Genomic DNA, 15,934 nt, shown 5'->3' with positions numbered 1-15,934 from the left:
CCGGGACCATAGGTGCCAGATCGCAGCATGTCCGTCGCGAACGTTTCTGCACTGCGTACACTGCAGGATCGATTTCAGGATAAGCCATGCGTCACGTTTGCGGCGGGATGCGCACGCGCGACGGGCAATGGCGCCGGTCGGGCCGGCCGAATTTGAGACGCATCCGGGGTATAATCGCGGTCTTCCTTTCGCCTCACGTCGCTCATCCACGCTCGTGGCCGTTTCCGGCGTTTCGAGCGCGGCACCTAGCGGCACACAGACGTCATCGACGCACCGTCACAATGGCCCACTTCTCGTGTTTCCCCGGCGCTTCGGCTCTCTCCGATTTCCGTCAGACCCGCCTCCTCGAGACGCTCGCGCGCATCGACGCGAACATCGTCGGCGTGCGCGGCCAGTTTCTGCACTTCGTGAATTCGGCCGAACCGCTTTCCGATGAGGACAGCAACCGCATCCACGCGCTGATGCACTACGGTGCGCCGCTCGAAGAAGGCAAGGAACGCGGACACGCCGAAACGTTTCTGGTCGTGCCGCGTTTCGGCACGGTGTCGCCTTGGGCGAGCAAGGCAACCGACATCGCACATCATTGCGGCCTCACGCAAGTGCGGCGTATCGAGCGCGGCGTCGAATACACGGTCGTCCTGAAGAGCGGTCTGCTCGGCGGCAAGAAAACCCTGTCGGACGAAGCGCGCGCCGCCGTTGCCCACGCGTTGCACGACCGCATGACCGAAAGCGTCGCGGCCTCGCGCGATCAGGCGCTGCATCTCTTCGACGAACTGCCCGCCAAGCCCTTGCAGACGGTCGATATCATCGGCGCCGGGCGTTCGGCGCTCGAAGCGGCCAACGCGGAACTGGGCCTCGCGCTCGCGGAAGACGAGATCGTTTATCTCGTCGATGCCTTCAAAAGCCTCAACCGCAATCCGACCGACGTCGAACTGATGATGTTCGCGCAGGCCAACAGCGAACATTGCCGCCACAAGATTTTCAACGGCGAATGGACCATCGACGGCGAGAAGCAGGATCTGTCGCTCTTCGCCATGATCCGCAACACCGAGAAGCTGAATCACGAAGGCACGATCGTCGCGTACTCGGACAACTCGGCGATCATGGCGGGCGGCGTCGCGGAGCGCTGGTTTCCGCGCGGCGAGAGCGAGCAGTATCAGCGCAAGGTCGAGTTGACGCACACGCTGATGAAGGTCGAAACGCATAATCACCCGACCGCGATCTCGCCGTTCGCGGGCGCGGCAACGGGCTCGGGCGGCGAAATCCGCGACGAAGGCGCGACCGGTCGCGGCGCGCGTCCGAAAGCCGGTCTCGCGGGCTTCACGGTATCGAACCTCGATTTGCCCGATGCGCGTCAAAAGTGGGAAAACGCCCGCGATGCCGCCACGCCGCTCGTCTCGCGCAATCCGTCGGAAACGCATGAGGCGTATGGCCGGCCGGATCGCATTGCGTCGCCGTTGCAGATCATGATTGACGGCCCCATCGGCGCGGCGGCATTCAACAACGAATTCGGCCGTCCGAACCTGGGCGGCTATTTCCGCACCTTCGAGCAGAACGTCGCGGGCCGCGTGCGCGGCTATCACAAGCCGATCATGATCGCGGGCGGCATCGGCAATATCTCGGACCAGCACACGCACAAGAACGATCTGCCGGCGGGCACGCTGCTGATCCAGATCGGCGGACCGGGCATGCGCATCGGCATGGGCGGCGGCGCGGCGAGTTCGATGGCCACGGGCGCGAACACCGCCGAGCTGGACTTCGATTCCGTGCAGCGCGGCAATCCTGAAATTCAACGCCGCGCGCAGGAAGTCATCAACTCGTGCTGGCAACTGGGCGAGCACAACCCCATTCTGTCGATTCACGACGTCGGCGCGGGCGGCATTTCGAATGCGTTCCCCGAACTCGTCGATGGCGCGGGCAAGGGTGCGCGCTTCGAACTGCGCAAGGTACAACTCGAGGAAAGCGGACTGTCGCCGCGCGAAATTTGGTCGAACGAAGCGCAAGAGCGCTATGTGCTGGCCATCGCGCCCGCCGATCTGCCGGCCTTCGAGGCAATCTGCGAGCGTGAACGCTGCCCGGTGGCAGTGGTTGGCGTGGCGACGGACGAGCGCGACCTCGAACTCATCGACGATGAAAACGAAGGTCAGGAACCCGTCGACATGCCGATGGATGTGCTGCTCGGCAAGCCGCCGAAAATGCATCGCGACGTTGCGCGCGAACATCCGAGCTTCACGCCGGTCGATGTCACCGGCCTGCAGCTTTCGGAAGTCGCCGTCGATGTGCTCAAGCACCCGACCGTCGCGAGCAAGTCGTTTCTCATCACCATCGGCGACCGTTCGGTGGGCGGCACGACGGCGCGCGACCAGTTCGTGGGCCCGTGGCAAGTGCCGGTGGCCGATTGCGCCATCACGACCATGGACTACGCGGGCTATCGCGGCGAAGCCATGACGATGGCCGAGCGCACGCCGCTCGCCGTCATCGACGCACCCGCATCCGGCCGCATGGCAGTGGGCGAAGCAGTGACGAATATCGCTGCCGCGCCGATCGAATCGTTGAGCAAGCTCAAGCTCTCCGCCAACTGGATGGCCGCGTGCGGCAGCGCGGGCGAAGACGCGGCGCTCTACGACACGGTGAAGGCCATCGGCATGGAACTGTGCCCGGCGCTCGGCATCAGCATTCCGGTCGGCAAGGATTCGCTGTCGATGCGCACCAAGTGGCAGGACGCACGCGGCGGCTCACGGGAAGTGGTGTCGCCGGTGTCGCTCATCATCTCGGCGTTCGCGCCGGTCGAGGACGTGCGCCGTCAACTCACGCCGCAACTCGTCGCGGAGTCCGATACGGTGCTGATCGCCATCGATCTGGGGCGCGGGCGCAATCGCATGGGCGGCAGCATCCTCGCGCAAGTGACGCAGCAAGTGGGCGATGCCGTGCCCGACGTCGACGATCCCGAAGACCTCAAGCGCTTCTTCGCGTCCATTCAGGCGCTCAACGCCGACGGCAAGCTGCTTGCCTATCACGACCGCTCGGACGGCGGCCTGTGGGCGACGGTCTGCGAGATGGCGTTCGCGGGGCACGTGGGCGTGTCGCTCAACGTCGACATGCTGACACTCGATGCCGACCACGAATCCGATTACGGCGACGCGAAAGACTGGACCAAGCAGACGAGCGGCCGGCGCGACGACCGCACGATCCGCGCGCTGTTCACGGAAGAACTCGGCGCGGTGGTGCAAGTGCGCGCGGCGGATCGCGATGCCGTGCTCGGCGCGTTGCGCGGGCATGGTTTGTCGGCGTGCGCGCATGTCATCGGCAAGCCGAACGAGCGCGACACGGTCGAGATCTATCGCGACGCGAAGAAGATTTTCGATGCGCCGCGTACCGAGTTGCAGCGCGCATGGAGCGAGGTGAGCTGGCGCATCGCGCGTCTGCGCGACAACCCCGCTTGTGCCGACGCCGAATACGACGCATTGCTCGATGCCGGCGATCCCGGCTTGTCGCCCGTGTTGACCTTCGATCCGGCGGAAGACGTCGCCGCGCCGTTCATCGCGACGAACACGCGTCCGCGCGTGGCGATCCTGCGCGAGCAGGGCGTGAACTCGCATCTCGAAACCGCGTATGCATTCGACCGCGCGGGCTTCGATGCGCATGACGTACATATGAGCGATCTGCTCGAAGGCCGCGCGACACTCGCCGACTTCGCGGGCGCGGTGGCGTGCGGCGGCTTCTCGTATGGCGACGTGCTGGGTGCGGGCGAAGGCTGGGCCAAGACCATTCGCTTCAACCCGCGTCTTTCCGATATGTTCGCCGCCTTCTTTAGCCGCGCCGATACCTTCGCGCTCGGCATCTGCAACGGCTGCCAGATGATGTCGAACCTGGCGTCCATCATCCCCGGCGCCGAGGCGTGGCCCAAGTTCACGCGCAACAAGTCCGAGCAGTTCGAAGCGCGCTTCTCGCTCGTGGAAGTGGAGAGTTCGCCGTCGATCTTCTTTAGCGGCATGGAAGGCTCGCGCATTCCGGTTGCGGTCGCGCACGGTGAAGGTTTCGCCGATTTCTCGCAACAGGGCGATGCCGCGAAGGCACTCGTCGCCATGCGTTTCGTCGATCATCACGGCCGCGCGACGGAGCAGTATCCGTTCAACCCGAACGGCTCGCCGCAAGGCATCACGTCGGTCACGACGCCCGACGGCCGCTTCACCGTTCTGATGCCGCATATGGAGCGCGTGCATCGCAATGTGCAGATGAGCTGGACACCGGATGACTGGACCACTGACGGCAGTCCGTGGCTGCGCGTGTTTCAGAACGCGCGGCGGTTCATGGGGTGAGGATGGATCGTATTGGTGGGATGAGAGCACCCCGAAGTGGTTTTTCGGGGTGTTTTTTTGCCGATTGCAGACACGCACCGAAAACGACAAAGCCGCCCGAAGGCGGCTTTGTCCGACAGCGACGAAGGGCGATCAGCGTGCTTATTTCACCACTGCCTTCTTCCGCAACCCTTCCTCGAACGCCTGCAGCTTCTCCTGCTGAATCTGCTGCGCGATCTGCGCCTTCACTTGTTCCAGCGGCGGCGGGGCGACGTCGCGGGTATCGTCCAGACGGATGATGTGCCAGCCGAATTGCGTCTTCACCGGCTGCGGCGTTACTTCACCCTTCTTGAGCTTCTCGGCGGCGGCGCCGAATTCCGGCACGTAGGCTTGCGGCGCGGACCAGTCCAGATCGCCGCCGTTCTTGCCCGATCCCGGGTCCTTCGAGTATTGCTTCGCCAAATCCTCGAAGCTCGCGCCGCCCTTGATCTTCGCGATCAAGTCCTTCGCCTGCGCTTCGCTTTCTACCAGGATGTGATGCAGATGCAGTTCCTTGCCGCCGCCCGTCTGCTTCACGAGTTGCTCGTAGCGCGCCTGGATCTCGGCGTCGGTCGGCGTGTTCTTCTTGACGAAGTCTTCGATCATCGCGCGCAGCACGACCGTCTGTTGCGCGACCGCGATCTGCGCCTTCACGTCGGGACGCATTGGCAGGCCTTCGCGCGATGCTTCCTGCATCAGGATTTCGCGGTTGATGAGTTCCTCGCGCACCGCCTGTTGCAATTGCGGCGAATCCTGCTGACCCTGCTGGACGAGTTGCTTCACGAGCGCATCGGCGCGCGACGTGGGAATCGGCGTGCCATTGACGACGGCGATGTTCTGCGCAAACGCGGGAGCCGCGGCGAACGCAGCCAGCAAGACCCAGACGCGGGTTTTTTTCAAAGTCATCGGAGGTTCCTAACTGAGCAACGAGCGATCTCGAAAGGCGCTTGATTGAGAGGTTGATCTGGAAGAAGCTGAGTGATTCGACACGCGGGAGAGGCGAGGCAAAAGCGCGGCAATCAGGCGCCAAAGCCCGCGCGGAGTCTATTCGAATTGTTCTGCGAACTCTTGCGGCGTATAAGCCCGGATGGCCAGTGCATGCACGCCATGCTGCATTTCCGCGGCCAGCGCATCATACACCAGTCGATGCCGCGCCACTCGCGCGCGGCCCGCGAAGCATTCGGCGATGACCGTGACCGTGTAATGACTGCCCGAAGCCGCGCCGGCATGCCCGGCATGCGCCGCGCTGTCGTCTTCGATATGCACGGTTTGCGGTTCGAGCGCCGCTTCGAGGCGCGCTTCGAGATGCGCGATCTTCTCGGCCGCGCTCGCGTTCGGAAAATCGAAGGAAGCGTTCATTGACCATCCTCCTTCATGTATTTGGCGAGCCAGAAACTTTGCGCGACGATAAACGCCACGAGACACCCCGTCGCGCCGAAGAGCTTGAAGTTGACCCATTGGTCCGTGGTGAAGTGAAACGCCACCACGAGATTGACGATACCGAGCAGCGCGAAAAACACCGCCCACGCCACGTTCAATTGTCCCCACACGCGATGCGGCAGGACGATCTGCTTGCCCATCATCGCTTCGATGAGGTTCTTTTTGAAGCCGAGTTGCGCGACGATCAGCGCCACGGCGAAGAGCCAGTAAAGCGCGGTGGGCTTCCATTTGATGAAGGTATCGTTGTGCAGCACGAGCGTCGCGCCGCCGAACACCACGACCACGCCGAGACTCACCCACAGCATTGGATCGACCTTGCGATGGCGGAACGCCACCCACGCAATCTGCACGAGCGTCGCCGCGATGGCCACGGCAGTTGCCGTATAGATGCCCCAGATCTTGAATGCGACGAAAAACAGGATGATCGGAAACAGATCGAACAGAAATTTCATTGGCGTGGCGATGAGGTGGGCAGCGAGCAGGCTGCGGCGCGCGAAACGAACGCCCGCTCTCGAGAAGCGGGCGTTCCATGCGGCAGAAAATTATGCACGGGCTTATTGATTAGCCCGCCACAACCCGCCCGCGCTTACTTGGATTCGAATTGTAGCGCAGCCGAGTTGATGCAATACCGCAAACCGGTGGGCGCCGGGCCGTCTTCGAAGACGTGGCCGAGATGCGCGCCGCAGTTCTTGCACTGCACTTCGATGCGCAGCATGCCGTGCGAGCGGTCGGTCTTCTCTTCGATCACTTCGCCGTTGATCGGCTTGAAGTAGCTGGGCCAGCCGCAGCCCGCGTCGAACTTGGTCGCGGATTCGAAAAGCGGCGTGCCGCAACACACGCAGTCATACACGCCGCGCTCGAAGTGGTCCCAGTATTCGCCGGAGAACGGGCGCTCGGTCGCCGCGTGGCGCGTGACCTGATACTGCATGTCGTTGAGTTCGCTGCGATACGCCGCATCGTCCTTTTGCAGCGGATACGCCGTGGCGCCAGTGTTGTCGGTGGTGTCGTCTCTGCTCATATCATTCCTTTTATCGGCCGAAAGTCGGAAAAACGGATCAGGCCAGCTATTTTGGGGCGATCCTAAGAAGAACAACTCACTTCCAGATCGCTCGCCCAGTCGGGCGGCAGGCCGGCGTAGGCTTCGTATTCGGGTTGTTCGTCGTAGGGACGGCGCAGCACGTCGAGAAGCCGCGCCACTTCGGTGTAATCCTTTTCGCTCGCCTGGCGAATCGCCTGTTCGGCCAGGTGATTACGCAGCACGTACTTCGGATTCACACGATTCATCGCGGCCGCGCGATCCGTATCGTCGCGCGTTTCGTGCGCGAGACGTTCGCGATACTGCACCGCCCACGCGTCGAAAGCGGCGCGGTCGAGAAAGAGGTCGCGCACGGGCGAATCGTTCGAGGTATCGGATTTCGCGAGCTTCGACAAGTTCCGGAACGTGAGCGTGAAGTCCGCGCGGTTCGCGTGCATGATTTCGAGGAGACCGTTGGCGAGTTTGTCATCGCCTTCGCGCGCGATTTCGAGGCCGAGCTTGGCGCGCATCTTCGCTTCGAACACAGGGCCGAAGCGCGCCTTGTAGCGTTCGAGAACCTTCTGCGCTTCCTCGACCACGCGTTGCGCACGGCCTTCTTCCGGCAGGTTCGCGCCGACGAGCGGAACCAGCGCCTGCGCCAGACAAAACAGGTTCCAATAGCCGACCTGCGGCTGACGGCTGTACGAATAGCGCCCTTGCGTGTCCGTGTGGTTGCAAATGTGATGCGCGTTGAAGCCATCCATGAAACCGAACGGGCCGTAGTCGATCGTGAGACCGAGAATGGACATGTTGTCGGTGTTCATCACGCCGTGACAGAAGCCGACGGCTTGCCACTCCGCCATCAGATCGGCGGTACTGCGCACGGCTTCGTCTAGGAGCGCAAGGTAGGGATCGTCGGCATCGCGGCAATGCGGATAGAAGCGCTCGATCACGTGATCGGCAAGCGCTTTGAGATCGTCGACGCGGTCGTTCGAATAGAAGTGTTCGAAATGCCCGAAGCGCACGAAGCTCGGCGCGACGCGCGTGACGATCGCCGCTGTTTCCATGCTCTCGCGCCGCACCGGCATATCGGAGCCGACGATGGCGAGCGCGCGCGTCGTGGGAATGCCCAGATGGTGCATGGCTTCGGAGCACAGGAATTCGCGGATCGACGAACGCAACACGGCGCGGCCATCGCCCATGCGGGAATACGGTGTGCGGCCCGCGCCCTTCAGCTGAAGTTCGAAGCGTGTGCCGTCATGGTCCCGATCGGCGTCTGGCTCGATCTCGCCGAGTGTAAGTGCGCGGCCATCGCCCAATTGACCTGCCCACACGCCGAACTGATGCCCCGAATAGACCGCTGCGTAAGGCAGTTCGCCGGCGGGCCATTCGCGCGTGGGATTGCCGGCGAAGTATTCGGCAAAGCGCTTTTGCTCGCTGCCTTCCGCGACATCCGGATCGATGCCGAGCATGTCCGCCGTTTCGCGCGAGATCGCGACGAGATAAGGATCGGGCACCGGCGTGGCGGGAAGGCGCGTCAGAAACGCGGCCCCGAGCGCCGCGAACGAGCCGGGCTGGCCAACCTTGATCGCGGCGGCGATGGCGTCCATGGAATCAGCGCCGGAAGCCTTCTCGCCGGACGCTGCACGCACGGCATTGCTTGGGGAAAACGACATATTGAGCGCCTTTTGGTTAAACGATATTGTAAATCCGCGCCCGCGGGCCTGCAGGGCCGCGCCCGGCCGGGCATCGGGCGGCGCAAAGCCAATGACCGATCCAATGACTCGAGCCCAGACTCGCCAACCGACTCACCGAGGAAATCACCCATGACGTCGCCGCTTTACGGCCAGATGATGGAAATACCGTTGCTCGCGTCGTCCCTGTTGTCCCATGCCTCGCGCCACTTCGGCGATACGGAAATCGTGTCGCGGCGTATCGAAGGCGATATCCATCGCTACACCTACCGCGATTGCGAGAAGCGCGCGAAGCAACTCGCGCAGGCCTTGATCGCGCTCGGCGTGGAGCAGGGCGAGCGCATCGGCACGCTGGCCTGGAACGGCTACCGGCATCTGGAGTGCTATTACGGCGTGGCGGGCATGGGCGCCGTGTGCCACACCATCAATCCGCGTCTCTTTCCGGATCAGGTCGCGTTCATCATCGATCATGCCGACGATTCGTACGTCTTGTTCGACATGACCTTCGCGCCGCTCGTCGAGATGATCGCGCCGCAGTGTCCGAACGTGAAAGGCTGGATCGCACTCGGCGATGCCGCTTGCATCGAGCAGCATCTTTCGAACCTGAGCGTGCCGGTGATGAGCTACGAAAGTCTCGTCGGCGAACAGGATGGCGTCTACGAATGGCCGATGCTCGATGAACGTCAGGCATCGTTTCTTTGCTACACGTCGGGAACGACGGGCAATCCGAAGGGCGCGCTGTACTCGCATCGCTCGACGGTGCTGCATGCTTATGGCGCGGCCTTGCCCGATGCGATGGGCGCTTCATCGAGCGATTCCATCCTGCCCGTCGTGCCGATGTTCCACGTCAACGCGTGGGGCATTCCGCATGCGGGGCCGCTCGTCGGCGCGAAGCTGGTGTTTCCCGGCAAGGACCTCGACGGCAAGTCGCTCTATGAGTTGATGGAAGCGGAAGGCGTCACCTATTCGGCGGGCGTGCCGACCGTATGGCTGGCGCTCCTCGCCTACATGAAGCAGAACGATTTGCGCTTTTCGACCTTGAAGCGCACGGTGATCGGCGGCTCGGCGTGTCCGCCCGCCATGCTGAAGACCTTCGAGGAAGACTACGGCGTGCAGGTGATTCATGCGTGGGGCATGACGGAGATGTCGCCGCTCGGCACGCTCGCGCGGCTGAGTTTCCGGCAGAAGCAGCGTTCAGCCGAGGAACAGCGCATCTCGCTCGAAAAGCAGGGGCGCGCGCTCTTTGGCGTCGATATGAAAGTGGTCGGCGACGACGGCCACGAACTGCCGTGGGACGGCCAGTCGTTCGGCGATCTGCACGTGCGCGGACCGTGGGTCATCGACCGCTATTTCCGGCGCGACGAGTCGCCGCTCATCGACGGCTGGTTTCCAACGGGCGATGTCGCGACCATCGACGCCGATGGCTTCATGAACATCACCGATCGCAGCAAGGACGTGATCAAGTCGGGCGGCGAGTGGATCAGTTCGATCGATCTGGAGAACATAGCGGTGTCGCATCCGCAGGTGGCGGAGGCGGCGTGCATTGCGTGCTCGCATCCGAAGTGGACGGAGCGGCCGATGATCGTCGCCGTGCTGCGTCCGGGCGCGACCATCACGCGTGAGGATTTGCTCGCGCATTTCGAGGGCAAGGTCGCGAAGTGGTGGATTCCGGACGATGTCGTGTTCGCCGACGAGTTGCCGCATACGGCGACGGGCAAGCTGCAGAAGGTGCGGCTGCGCGCGTTGTATCGGGAGCATGTGCTGCCGGAGAAGGGTGAGAAGACATCTTGATACCAGCGCTTCCGGCTGACCTCGCGCCCCGGTCGATCCGGGGCGTTTTCATTCGCCGGACGACGCGCATTTGAACGATCGTTCTCCTTTGTGTATTCTGCGTCGATCACTCACAATAACCTCGCCAAAGACGCGCGTACGGGAGACATCTTCATGGCTGTGCACTTCACGATCCACAACGGCGTCGCCGTCATCACACTCGACAATCCGCCGGTGAACGGCCTCGGGCACGCGACACGGCTTGGCATCGTGGAAGGCATCGAGCGCGCGCGTGACGAAGACAACGTGCGCGCCATCGTCGTGATCGGCGCCGGCAAGGCGTTTTCGGGCGGCGCGGACATCACCGAATTTAATACGCCGAAGGCGACGCAAGAACCGACGCTCAAGACGGTCATCGAAGCAATCGAGGGCAGCGCGAAGCCGGTGATCGCGGCGATTCACGCCGTGGCGATGGGCGGCGGCCTCGAACTCGCTCTCGGCGCGCATTTCCGCGTGGCGTCGCCCGGCGCGCAGATCGCGCTGCCCGAAGTGAAACTCGGCCTCCTGCCCGGCGCGGGCGGCACGCAACGGCTGCCGCGCGTGGTTGGCCTCGAAAGGGCACTCGGCATGATCGTGTCGGGGACGCCGGTATTAGCCGAACGACTCGCGAATACCGCGCTCTTCGACCAAATGATCGAAGGCGACTTGCTCGATGGCGCCGTGCGTTTCGCTCAGCACGTCGCCAAGCGTGACAGCAAGCACCCGCAAGTGCGCGAACGCCCCATCGAACACACGGATGCCGATCGAATCGTCCAGGCCGCGCGCGCGAACGCCATCGCGACGGCGAAGCATTTTCCGGCACCGCACAAGTGCATCGATGCCATCGAAAAAGGCCTGAAAGAAGGCTTCGAACGCGGGCTCGCCTTCGAGCGCGAATGCTTTCTCGCGCTCGTGCAGACACCGGAAAGCCGCGCGCTGCGGCACGCGTTCTTCGCCGAACGCGCGGCGTCCAAGATCGCGGATGTGCCGTCGAACACGCCCGTCAGAAAGATCGAGCGCATCGGCGTGATCGGCGCGGGCACGATGGGTGGCGGCATCGCCATGAACTTCATTAACGCGGGGTTTTCCGTTGTGCTGCTCGAAACGAAACAGGACGCACTCGACCGGGGTTTGGCGAACGTGCGCCGCAATTACGAAGCGCAAGTGAAGAAGGGCAAGCTCACGCAAGACGAGGTCGATGAACGCATGGCCCTCATTCAACCGACGCTCGATTATGCAGACCTCGCGCACGCGGACTTGATCATCGAAGCGGTATTCGAAGACCTGGGCGTGAAGGAACAAGTCTTCCGCCGCCTCGATGAAGTCGCGAAGCCCGGCGCGATTCTCGCATCGAACACATCGACGCTCGATCTCGACAAAATCGCCGCGTTCACGAAACGTCCGGGCGATGTCATCGGCACGCACTTCTTCAGCCCCGCCAACGTGATGAAGCTGCTCGAAGTGGTGCGCGGCGCGAAAACGGACAAGGACGTGCTCGCCTCCGTCATGCAACTCGCGCGGAAGATCAGGAAGACGGCCGTGGTCTCGGGCGTATGCGATGGCTTCATCGGCAACCGCATGGTCGAACAGTACTTGCGGCAGGCGCTTTTCATGCTGGAGGAAGGCGCGCTGCCCGCGCAGATCGATCGTGCAATCGAAGATTTCGGCTTCGCCATGGGGCCGTTTCGCATGAGCGATCTTGCGGGCAACGACATCGGCTGGGCCATTCGCAAGCGCCGTTATGTCGAGCAGCCCGAGCTGCGCTATTCGAAAATCGCGGATCGGCTGTGCGAAGCGGGCCGCTTCGGACAAAAGACCGGTGCGGGATGGTACGACTATGAGCCAGGCAAGCGCGATGCGCTGCCATCACAAGCGGTCGACGACATGATCGTCGCGTATTCGAAGGAAGCAGGCATCGAAAGACGGCGTATCGCGGACGATGAAATCGTCGAGCGGCTCATGCTCGCGCTCGTCAACGAAGGTGCGCGTATTCTCGAAGAGAGCATCGCTTCGAAGGCCTCGGATATCGACATGGTCTATTTGACGGGTTACGGTTTCCCGCTCTGGCGCGGCGGCCCGATGTTCTATGCCGACACCATCGGCCTCGCCGCCGTGGAACGCGCCATGCGCCGCTACGCGCAACAGCCCAACGGCGACGCATGGCAGCCCGCCGCCCGCGTGACGCAACTCGCGGCGGTCAACGGCCGGTTCAACCCTTGAAGATGAGCATGATGAAACCCGTAGAAGATGTTTTACTCGTCGTGGACGTGCAGTACGATTTCATGCCCGGCGGCGCGCTCGCCGTGAAGGAAGGCGATGAGGTGGTGCCCGTCATCAACCGCCTGGCGCGCGCGTTCTCGCATGTCGTCCTGACGCAGGACTGGCATCCGCGCTCGCATGTCTCGTTCGCGGCGAATCACGAAGGACGCGCGCCCTTCGACATGATGACAATGCCTTACGGCGAACAGGTGCTGTGGCCGGTGCATTGCGTGCAGGGCACCGAGGGCGCGGCGCTACATCGCGGCCTGCAATTACCGCACGCGCGGCTCGTGATCCGCAAGGGGCATCACGAACATGTCGACAGCTACTCCGCGTTTCTCGAGGCGGATCGCGTGACACCCACGGGTCTTGCAGGCTATCTGCGCGACGTCGGTGCGAAGCGCGTATGGGTCGCGGGGCTGGCGACGGATTATTGCGTTGCGTGGTCCGCGTTGGATGCGCGTCGCGCGGGCTTCGAAGTGAGCGTGATAGAAGACGCGTGCCGCGCGATCGATCTCGACGGCTCGCTTGATCGAGCGTGGCGCGAAATGCGCGACGCGGGTGTCGAACGCATACGCTCCGATTATTTGCTCGCGTGAGCCTCCGAAGCTACCGTCGAATCTTTGCTACGCTTCTGCCTTCATCGTTTTCTTGACCAGGAGTTGCCGTGTTACGTCACATCGTCATGTGGAAGCTGAAGGAGTCGGCGGAAGGCGCGAGCCGCGCGGAGAATGCGCAGAAGCTCAAGGAGAAGCTCGAAACCTGCCGCAGCATCGTTAAGGGGCAGGGACACTTCGAGGTCGGTACGGCGCAACCGGGTTTCGACTGCACTTACGATGTCGTGCTCGTCTCCGACTTCGACGACAAAGCGGCGCTCGTTGCCTATCAGGTGCATCCGAAGCACGTGGCGCTGAAAGACTTCATTGCCGCGGTGCGCGAAGACCGTCAATGCGTCGACTACGAAGTGTGACGACCATGACCGACAAGCCACATGACGTCGCCATCGAAAGCCCGTTCATCGACTCGCTCGGCGTGGAATTGGTCAAGGCCGCCGACGGCGAAGCGGAAGTGCGGCTCGCGCTCGAAGATGCGCATTTGAACACGTGGGGCATCGCGCACGGCGGCGTCACCATGACCTTGCTCGATTCCGCGCTGGCACTCGCCGCGCGCAGTCTCGCGGGCAATGGCATCGGCGTCGTTACCGTCGAGATGAAGGTGAACTTCATGCAGCCGGGACGCGGTGAATTGCGCGGCATCGGGCGCGTGCTGCATCGCTCCACCACCATGGCGTATTGCGAAGGCGAAGTGCGCGACAGCGAAGGGCATTTCGTCGCCAAGGCGCTAGGCACGTTCAAATATATGCGCAGGCTCGCAGTGGGCCGCGATATCGTGAAACAGAAAATGCGTTCCGATCCCAAGGCCACGCCGGGACCGAGCGACGCTTGATTCATTCCGAACAGGAGGATTCGCAATGGCAGACGCTCAGAAGAATCGTCAGGTTTTGCTGGTATCGCGACCGGAAGGCGAGGCATCGACCGACAATTTCAGGCTCGTCGAAACACCGCTTGCGCCGCTGCGGGAAGGCGAGCTGCGCGTGCGCAATCACTATCTGTCGCTCGATCCGTACATGCGCGGGCGCATGAGCGATGCCAAGTCATACGCCGCGCCGCAGGCGTTGAACGAAGTGATGATCGGCGGCACGGTCGGTGAAGTGGTCGAGTCGCGCAATCCGAAGTTCAAGGTCGGCGACAACGTGGTCGGCATGTACGGCTGGCAGGAATACGGGACATCGGACGGCACGGGTCTTTATGCCGTCGATACCACGCACGTTCCGCTGTCCGCGTATCTCGGCCCGGTCGGCATGCCGGGCGTGACGGCCTGGTATGGCCTGAATCGCATCATCGAACCGAAGGCTGGCGATACGGTCGCCGTGAGCGCGGCAAGCGGCGCGGTCGGCAGCGTGGTCGGGCAACTGGCGAAGGCGGCGGGCTGCCGCGTGATCGGCATTGCGGGCGGCGCCGAGAAGTGCCGCTATGTCGTCGAGACGCTGGGCTTCGACGCATGCATCGACTACAAGGCGGGCCATTTGTACGACGAGCTGAAAGCCGCGGCGCCGGATGACATCGACGGCTATTTCGAAAACGTCGGCGGCGAAGTGCTCGATGCCGTGTTGCCGCGCATGAACGCACACGGGCGCATTGCGTTGTGCGGCATGATCTCGGGCTACGACGGCAAGCCATTGCCGCTGCAGGCGCCGCGCATTCTGCTCACGCAGCGTCTGAAGCTGCAGGGTTTCATCGTGAGCGAGCACATGGAATTGTGGCCGCAAGCGTTGAAGGAACTCGGCGAACGCGTCGCGACGAAGAAGCTGATCTACCGCGAGACCATTGCGCAGGGACTGGAAAATGCGCCCGAAGCGTTCCTCGGTCTTTTGCGCGGAAAGAACTTCGGCAAGCAGCTCGTCAAGCTCATCTGACGCGCCGAGTACCACACCACGCGAGAAAGGAGCCCGCTTGGACCGCTTCGAAGGAAAAGTCGCCGTGATCACCGGCGCGGCGAGCGGCTTCGGCCGCGAGTTTGCGCTAAAGGGCGCGGCGCTCGGCATGAAGCTCGTACTCGCCGATATCGACGCCACCGCGCTCGATGCAACCGTGACATCGCTGCGCGAACGAGGCGCCGAGGTGCGCGGCGTGCGAACGGACGTCTCGAATGCCGCGAACGTCGATGCACTCGCTCGCGCCACGCTCGATGCCTTCGGCGGCGCGCATCTGCTCTTCAACAACGCGGGCGTGGGCGCCGGCGGCTTCATCTGGGAGAGCAGCGCGAACGACTGGCAATGGGTCTTCGGCGTCAACGTGATGGGCGTTGCCAACGGCATTCGCGCGTTCACGCCGATCATGCTGGCCCAGAACGAACCGGCGCATATCGTCAACACGGCTTCGGTCGCGGGGCTGCTCGCCGCGCCCGCAATGGGCGTCTATAACGCGTCGAAGCATGCGGTCGTGGCCATGACCGAGACGCTTTATCACGATCTGCGGCTCGCGCGCGCGTCGGTCGGCGTGTCCTTGTTGTGTCCGGCGTTCGTGCCGACCGGTATCGCCGATGCCGAACGCGCGCGGCCCGGCGCGCTCGTCAACGACGAAGAGATGACGGCGTCGCAGAAGCTCGCGGCGCGGCAACTGGCAAAGGCGGTGGAGCACGGCAAGCTATCGGCGCGGGATGTCGCCGAACTGACCTTCGACGCTATCCGCGCGAATCGTTTTTATGTGGTCACGCATCCGAACATCATGCCTTCGGTGCAGCTGCGGCTGGACGACATCGCGCAGCTGCGCGACCCGAGCGATCCCATGTCGCTCAAGTCGCGTTGACCTCGGCATCGG

At 63.1% G+C, this 15,934-nt stretch carries 13 protein-coding genes; 8 read left to right on the top strand and 5 right to left on the bottom strand.

Translation table 11 applies throughout. The annotated features are described in order from the left end of the window. Window positions 1-281: 281 nt before the first annotated feature. A complete protein-coding gene (gene purL / locus P9250_RS25425) occupies window positions 282-4,319 on the top strand; it encodes a phosphoribosylformylglycinamidine synthase (protein WP_310395831.1) in 4,038 nt (1,345 codons plus the stop codon). A 141-nt stretch (window positions 4,320-4,460) separates the two neighbouring features. On the opposite strand, the gene P9250_RS25420 is transcribed toward purL, so the two are convergent. The 5 genes from P9250_RS25420 to P9250_RS25400 form a co-directional block, all read right to left on the bottom strand. Further along, complete coding sequence (locus P9250_RS25420) at window positions 4,461-5,243, bottom strand: peptidylprolyl isomerase (protein ID WP_244827914.1); 783 nt, start codon at window positions 5,241-5,243, stop codon at window positions 4,461-4,463. Window positions 5,244-5,381: 138 nt separating this feature from the next. Continuing rightward, complete coding sequence (locus P9250_RS25415) at window positions 5,382-5,696, bottom strand: BolA family protein (protein ID WP_310395829.1); 315 nt, start codon at window positions 5,694-5,696, stop codon at window positions 5,382-5,384. After that, on the bottom strand, window positions 5,693-6,229 hold the full coding sequence (locus P9250_RS25410; protein WP_244827912.1) for a septation protein A: 537 nt from the start codon (window positions 6,227-6,229) through the stop codon (window positions 5,693-5,695). The genes P9250_RS25415 and P9250_RS25410 overlap by 4 nt, the downstream gene beginning before the upstream one ends. A gap of 134 nt (window positions 6,230-6,363) precedes the next feature. Then, on the bottom strand, window positions 6,364-6,795 hold the full coding sequence (gene msrB / locus P9250_RS25405) for a peptide-methionine (R)-S-oxide reductase MsrB (RefSeq protein WP_244827911.1): 432 nt from the start codon (window positions 6,793-6,795) through the stop codon (window positions 6,364-6,366). Window positions 6,796-6,857: 62 nt separating this feature from the next. Continuing rightward, window positions 6,858-8,468, bottom strand: coding sequence for a protein adenylyltransferase SelO (locus tag P9250_RS25400; protein WP_409014943.1), 1,611 nt, complete (start codon window positions 8,466-8,468; stop codon window positions 6,858-6,860). 150 nt (window positions 8,469-8,618) lie between these two features. On the opposite strand from P9250_RS25400, the gene P9250_RS25395 reads away from it, so the two are divergent. The 7 genes from P9250_RS25395 to P9250_RS25365 all read left to right on the top strand — a co-directional run bounded on the left by P9250_RS25395 (window position 8,619) and on the right by P9250_RS25365 (window position 15,922). Further along, window positions 8,619-10,277: a 3-(methylthio)propionyl-CoA ligase gene (locus tag P9250_RS25395; RefSeq protein ID WP_250464839.1), complete on the top strand. Its 1,659-nt coding sequence runs from the start codon at window positions 8,619-8,621 to the stop codon at window positions 10,275-10,277. Between the two features lie 153 nt (window positions 10,278-10,430). Beyond that, window positions 10,431-12,515, top strand: coding sequence for a 3-hydroxyacyl-CoA dehydrogenase NAD-binding domain-containing protein (locus tag P9250_RS25390; protein WP_310395825.1), 2,085 nt, complete (start codon window positions 10,431-10,433; stop codon window positions 12,513-12,515). An 11-nt stretch (window positions 12,516-12,526) separates the two neighbouring features. Then, window positions 12,527-13,153, top strand: coding sequence for a bifunctional nicotinamidase/pyrazinamidase (pncA, locus tag P9250_RS25385; RefSeq protein WP_250509136.1), 627 nt, complete (start codon window positions 12,527-12,529; stop codon window positions 13,151-13,153). Window positions 13,154-13,221: 68 nt separating this feature from the next. Next, complete coding sequence (locus tag P9250_RS25380; protein ID WP_244827908.1) at window positions 13,222-13,524, top strand: Dabb family protein; 303 nt, start codon at window positions 13,222-13,224, stop codon at window positions 13,522-13,524. A gap of 5 nt (window positions 13,525-13,529) precedes the next feature. Continuing rightward, complete coding sequence (locus tag P9250_RS25375) at window positions 13,530-14,000, top strand: PaaI family thioesterase (protein WP_244827907.1); 471 nt, start codon at window positions 13,530-13,532, stop codon at window positions 13,998-14,000. 25 nt (window positions 14,001-14,025) lie between these two features. Further along, entirely contained in the window at window positions 14,026-15,030 is a 1,005-nt protein-coding gene (locus P9250_RS25370) for an NADP-dependent oxidoreductase (protein WP_250509023.1), read from the top strand. 37 nt (window positions 15,031-15,067) lie between these two features. Continuing rightward, window positions 15,068-15,922: an SDR family oxidoreductase gene (locus P9250_RS25365; RefSeq protein WP_310395823.1), complete on the top strand. Its 855-nt coding sequence runs from the start codon at window positions 15,068-15,070 to the stop codon at window positions 15,920-15,922. Window positions 15,923-15,934: the final 12 nt, after the last annotated feature.

The organism is Caballeronia sp. LP006 (genome assembly GCF_031450995.1).
Taxonomy (GTDB): Bacteria; Pseudomonadota; Gammaproteobacteria; order Burkholderiales; family Burkholderiaceae; genus Caballeronia.
This window is presented reverse-complemented; position numbering and strand designations above follow the sequence as displayed.

Bases quoted from the DNA above. Each gene is read 5' to 3' on its own strand.
- P9250_RS25400 (WP_409014943.1), bottom strand. From the start codon at position 8,468: ATGTCGTTTTCCCCAAGCAATGCCGTGCGTGCAGCGTCCGGCGAGAAG.
- pncA (WP_250509136.1), top strand. From the start codon at position 12,527: ATGAAACCCGTAGAAGATGTTTTACTCGTCGTGGACGTGCAGTACGAT.
- P9250_RS25375 (WP_244827907.1), top strand. From the start codon at position 13,530: ATGACCGACAAGCCACATGACGTCGCCATCGAAAGCCCGTTCATCGAC.
- P9250_RS25370 (WP_250509023.1), top strand. From the start codon at position 14,026: ATGGCAGACGCTCAGAAGAATCGTCAGGTTTTGCTGGTATCGCGACCG.
- msrB (WP_244827911.1), bottom strand. From the start codon at position 6,795: ATGAGCAGAGACGACACCACCGACAACACTGGCGCCACGGCGTATCCG.
- P9250_RS25395 (WP_250464839.1), top strand. From the start codon at position 8,619: ATGACGTCGCCGCTTTACGGCCAGATGATGGAAATACCGTTGCTCGCG.
- P9250_RS25415 (WP_310395829.1), bottom strand. From the start codon at position 5,696: ATGAACGCTTCCTTCGATTTTCCGAACGCGAGCGCGGCCGAGAAGATC.
- P9250_RS25420 (WP_244827914.1), bottom strand. From the start codon at position 5,243: ATGACTTTGAAAAAAACCCGCGTCTGGGTCTTGCTGGCTGCGTTCGCC.
- purL (WP_310395831.1), top strand. From the start codon at position 282: ATGGCCCACTTCTCGTGTTTCCCCGGCGCTTCGGCTCTCTCCGATTTC.
- P9250_RS25390 (WP_310395825.1), top strand. From the start codon at position 10,431: ATGGCTGTGCACTTCACGATCCACAACGGCGTCGCCGTCATCACACTC.
- P9250_RS25410 (WP_244827912.1), bottom strand. From the start codon at position 6,229: ATGAAATTTCTGTTCGATCTGTTTCCGATCATCCTGTTTTTCGTCGCA.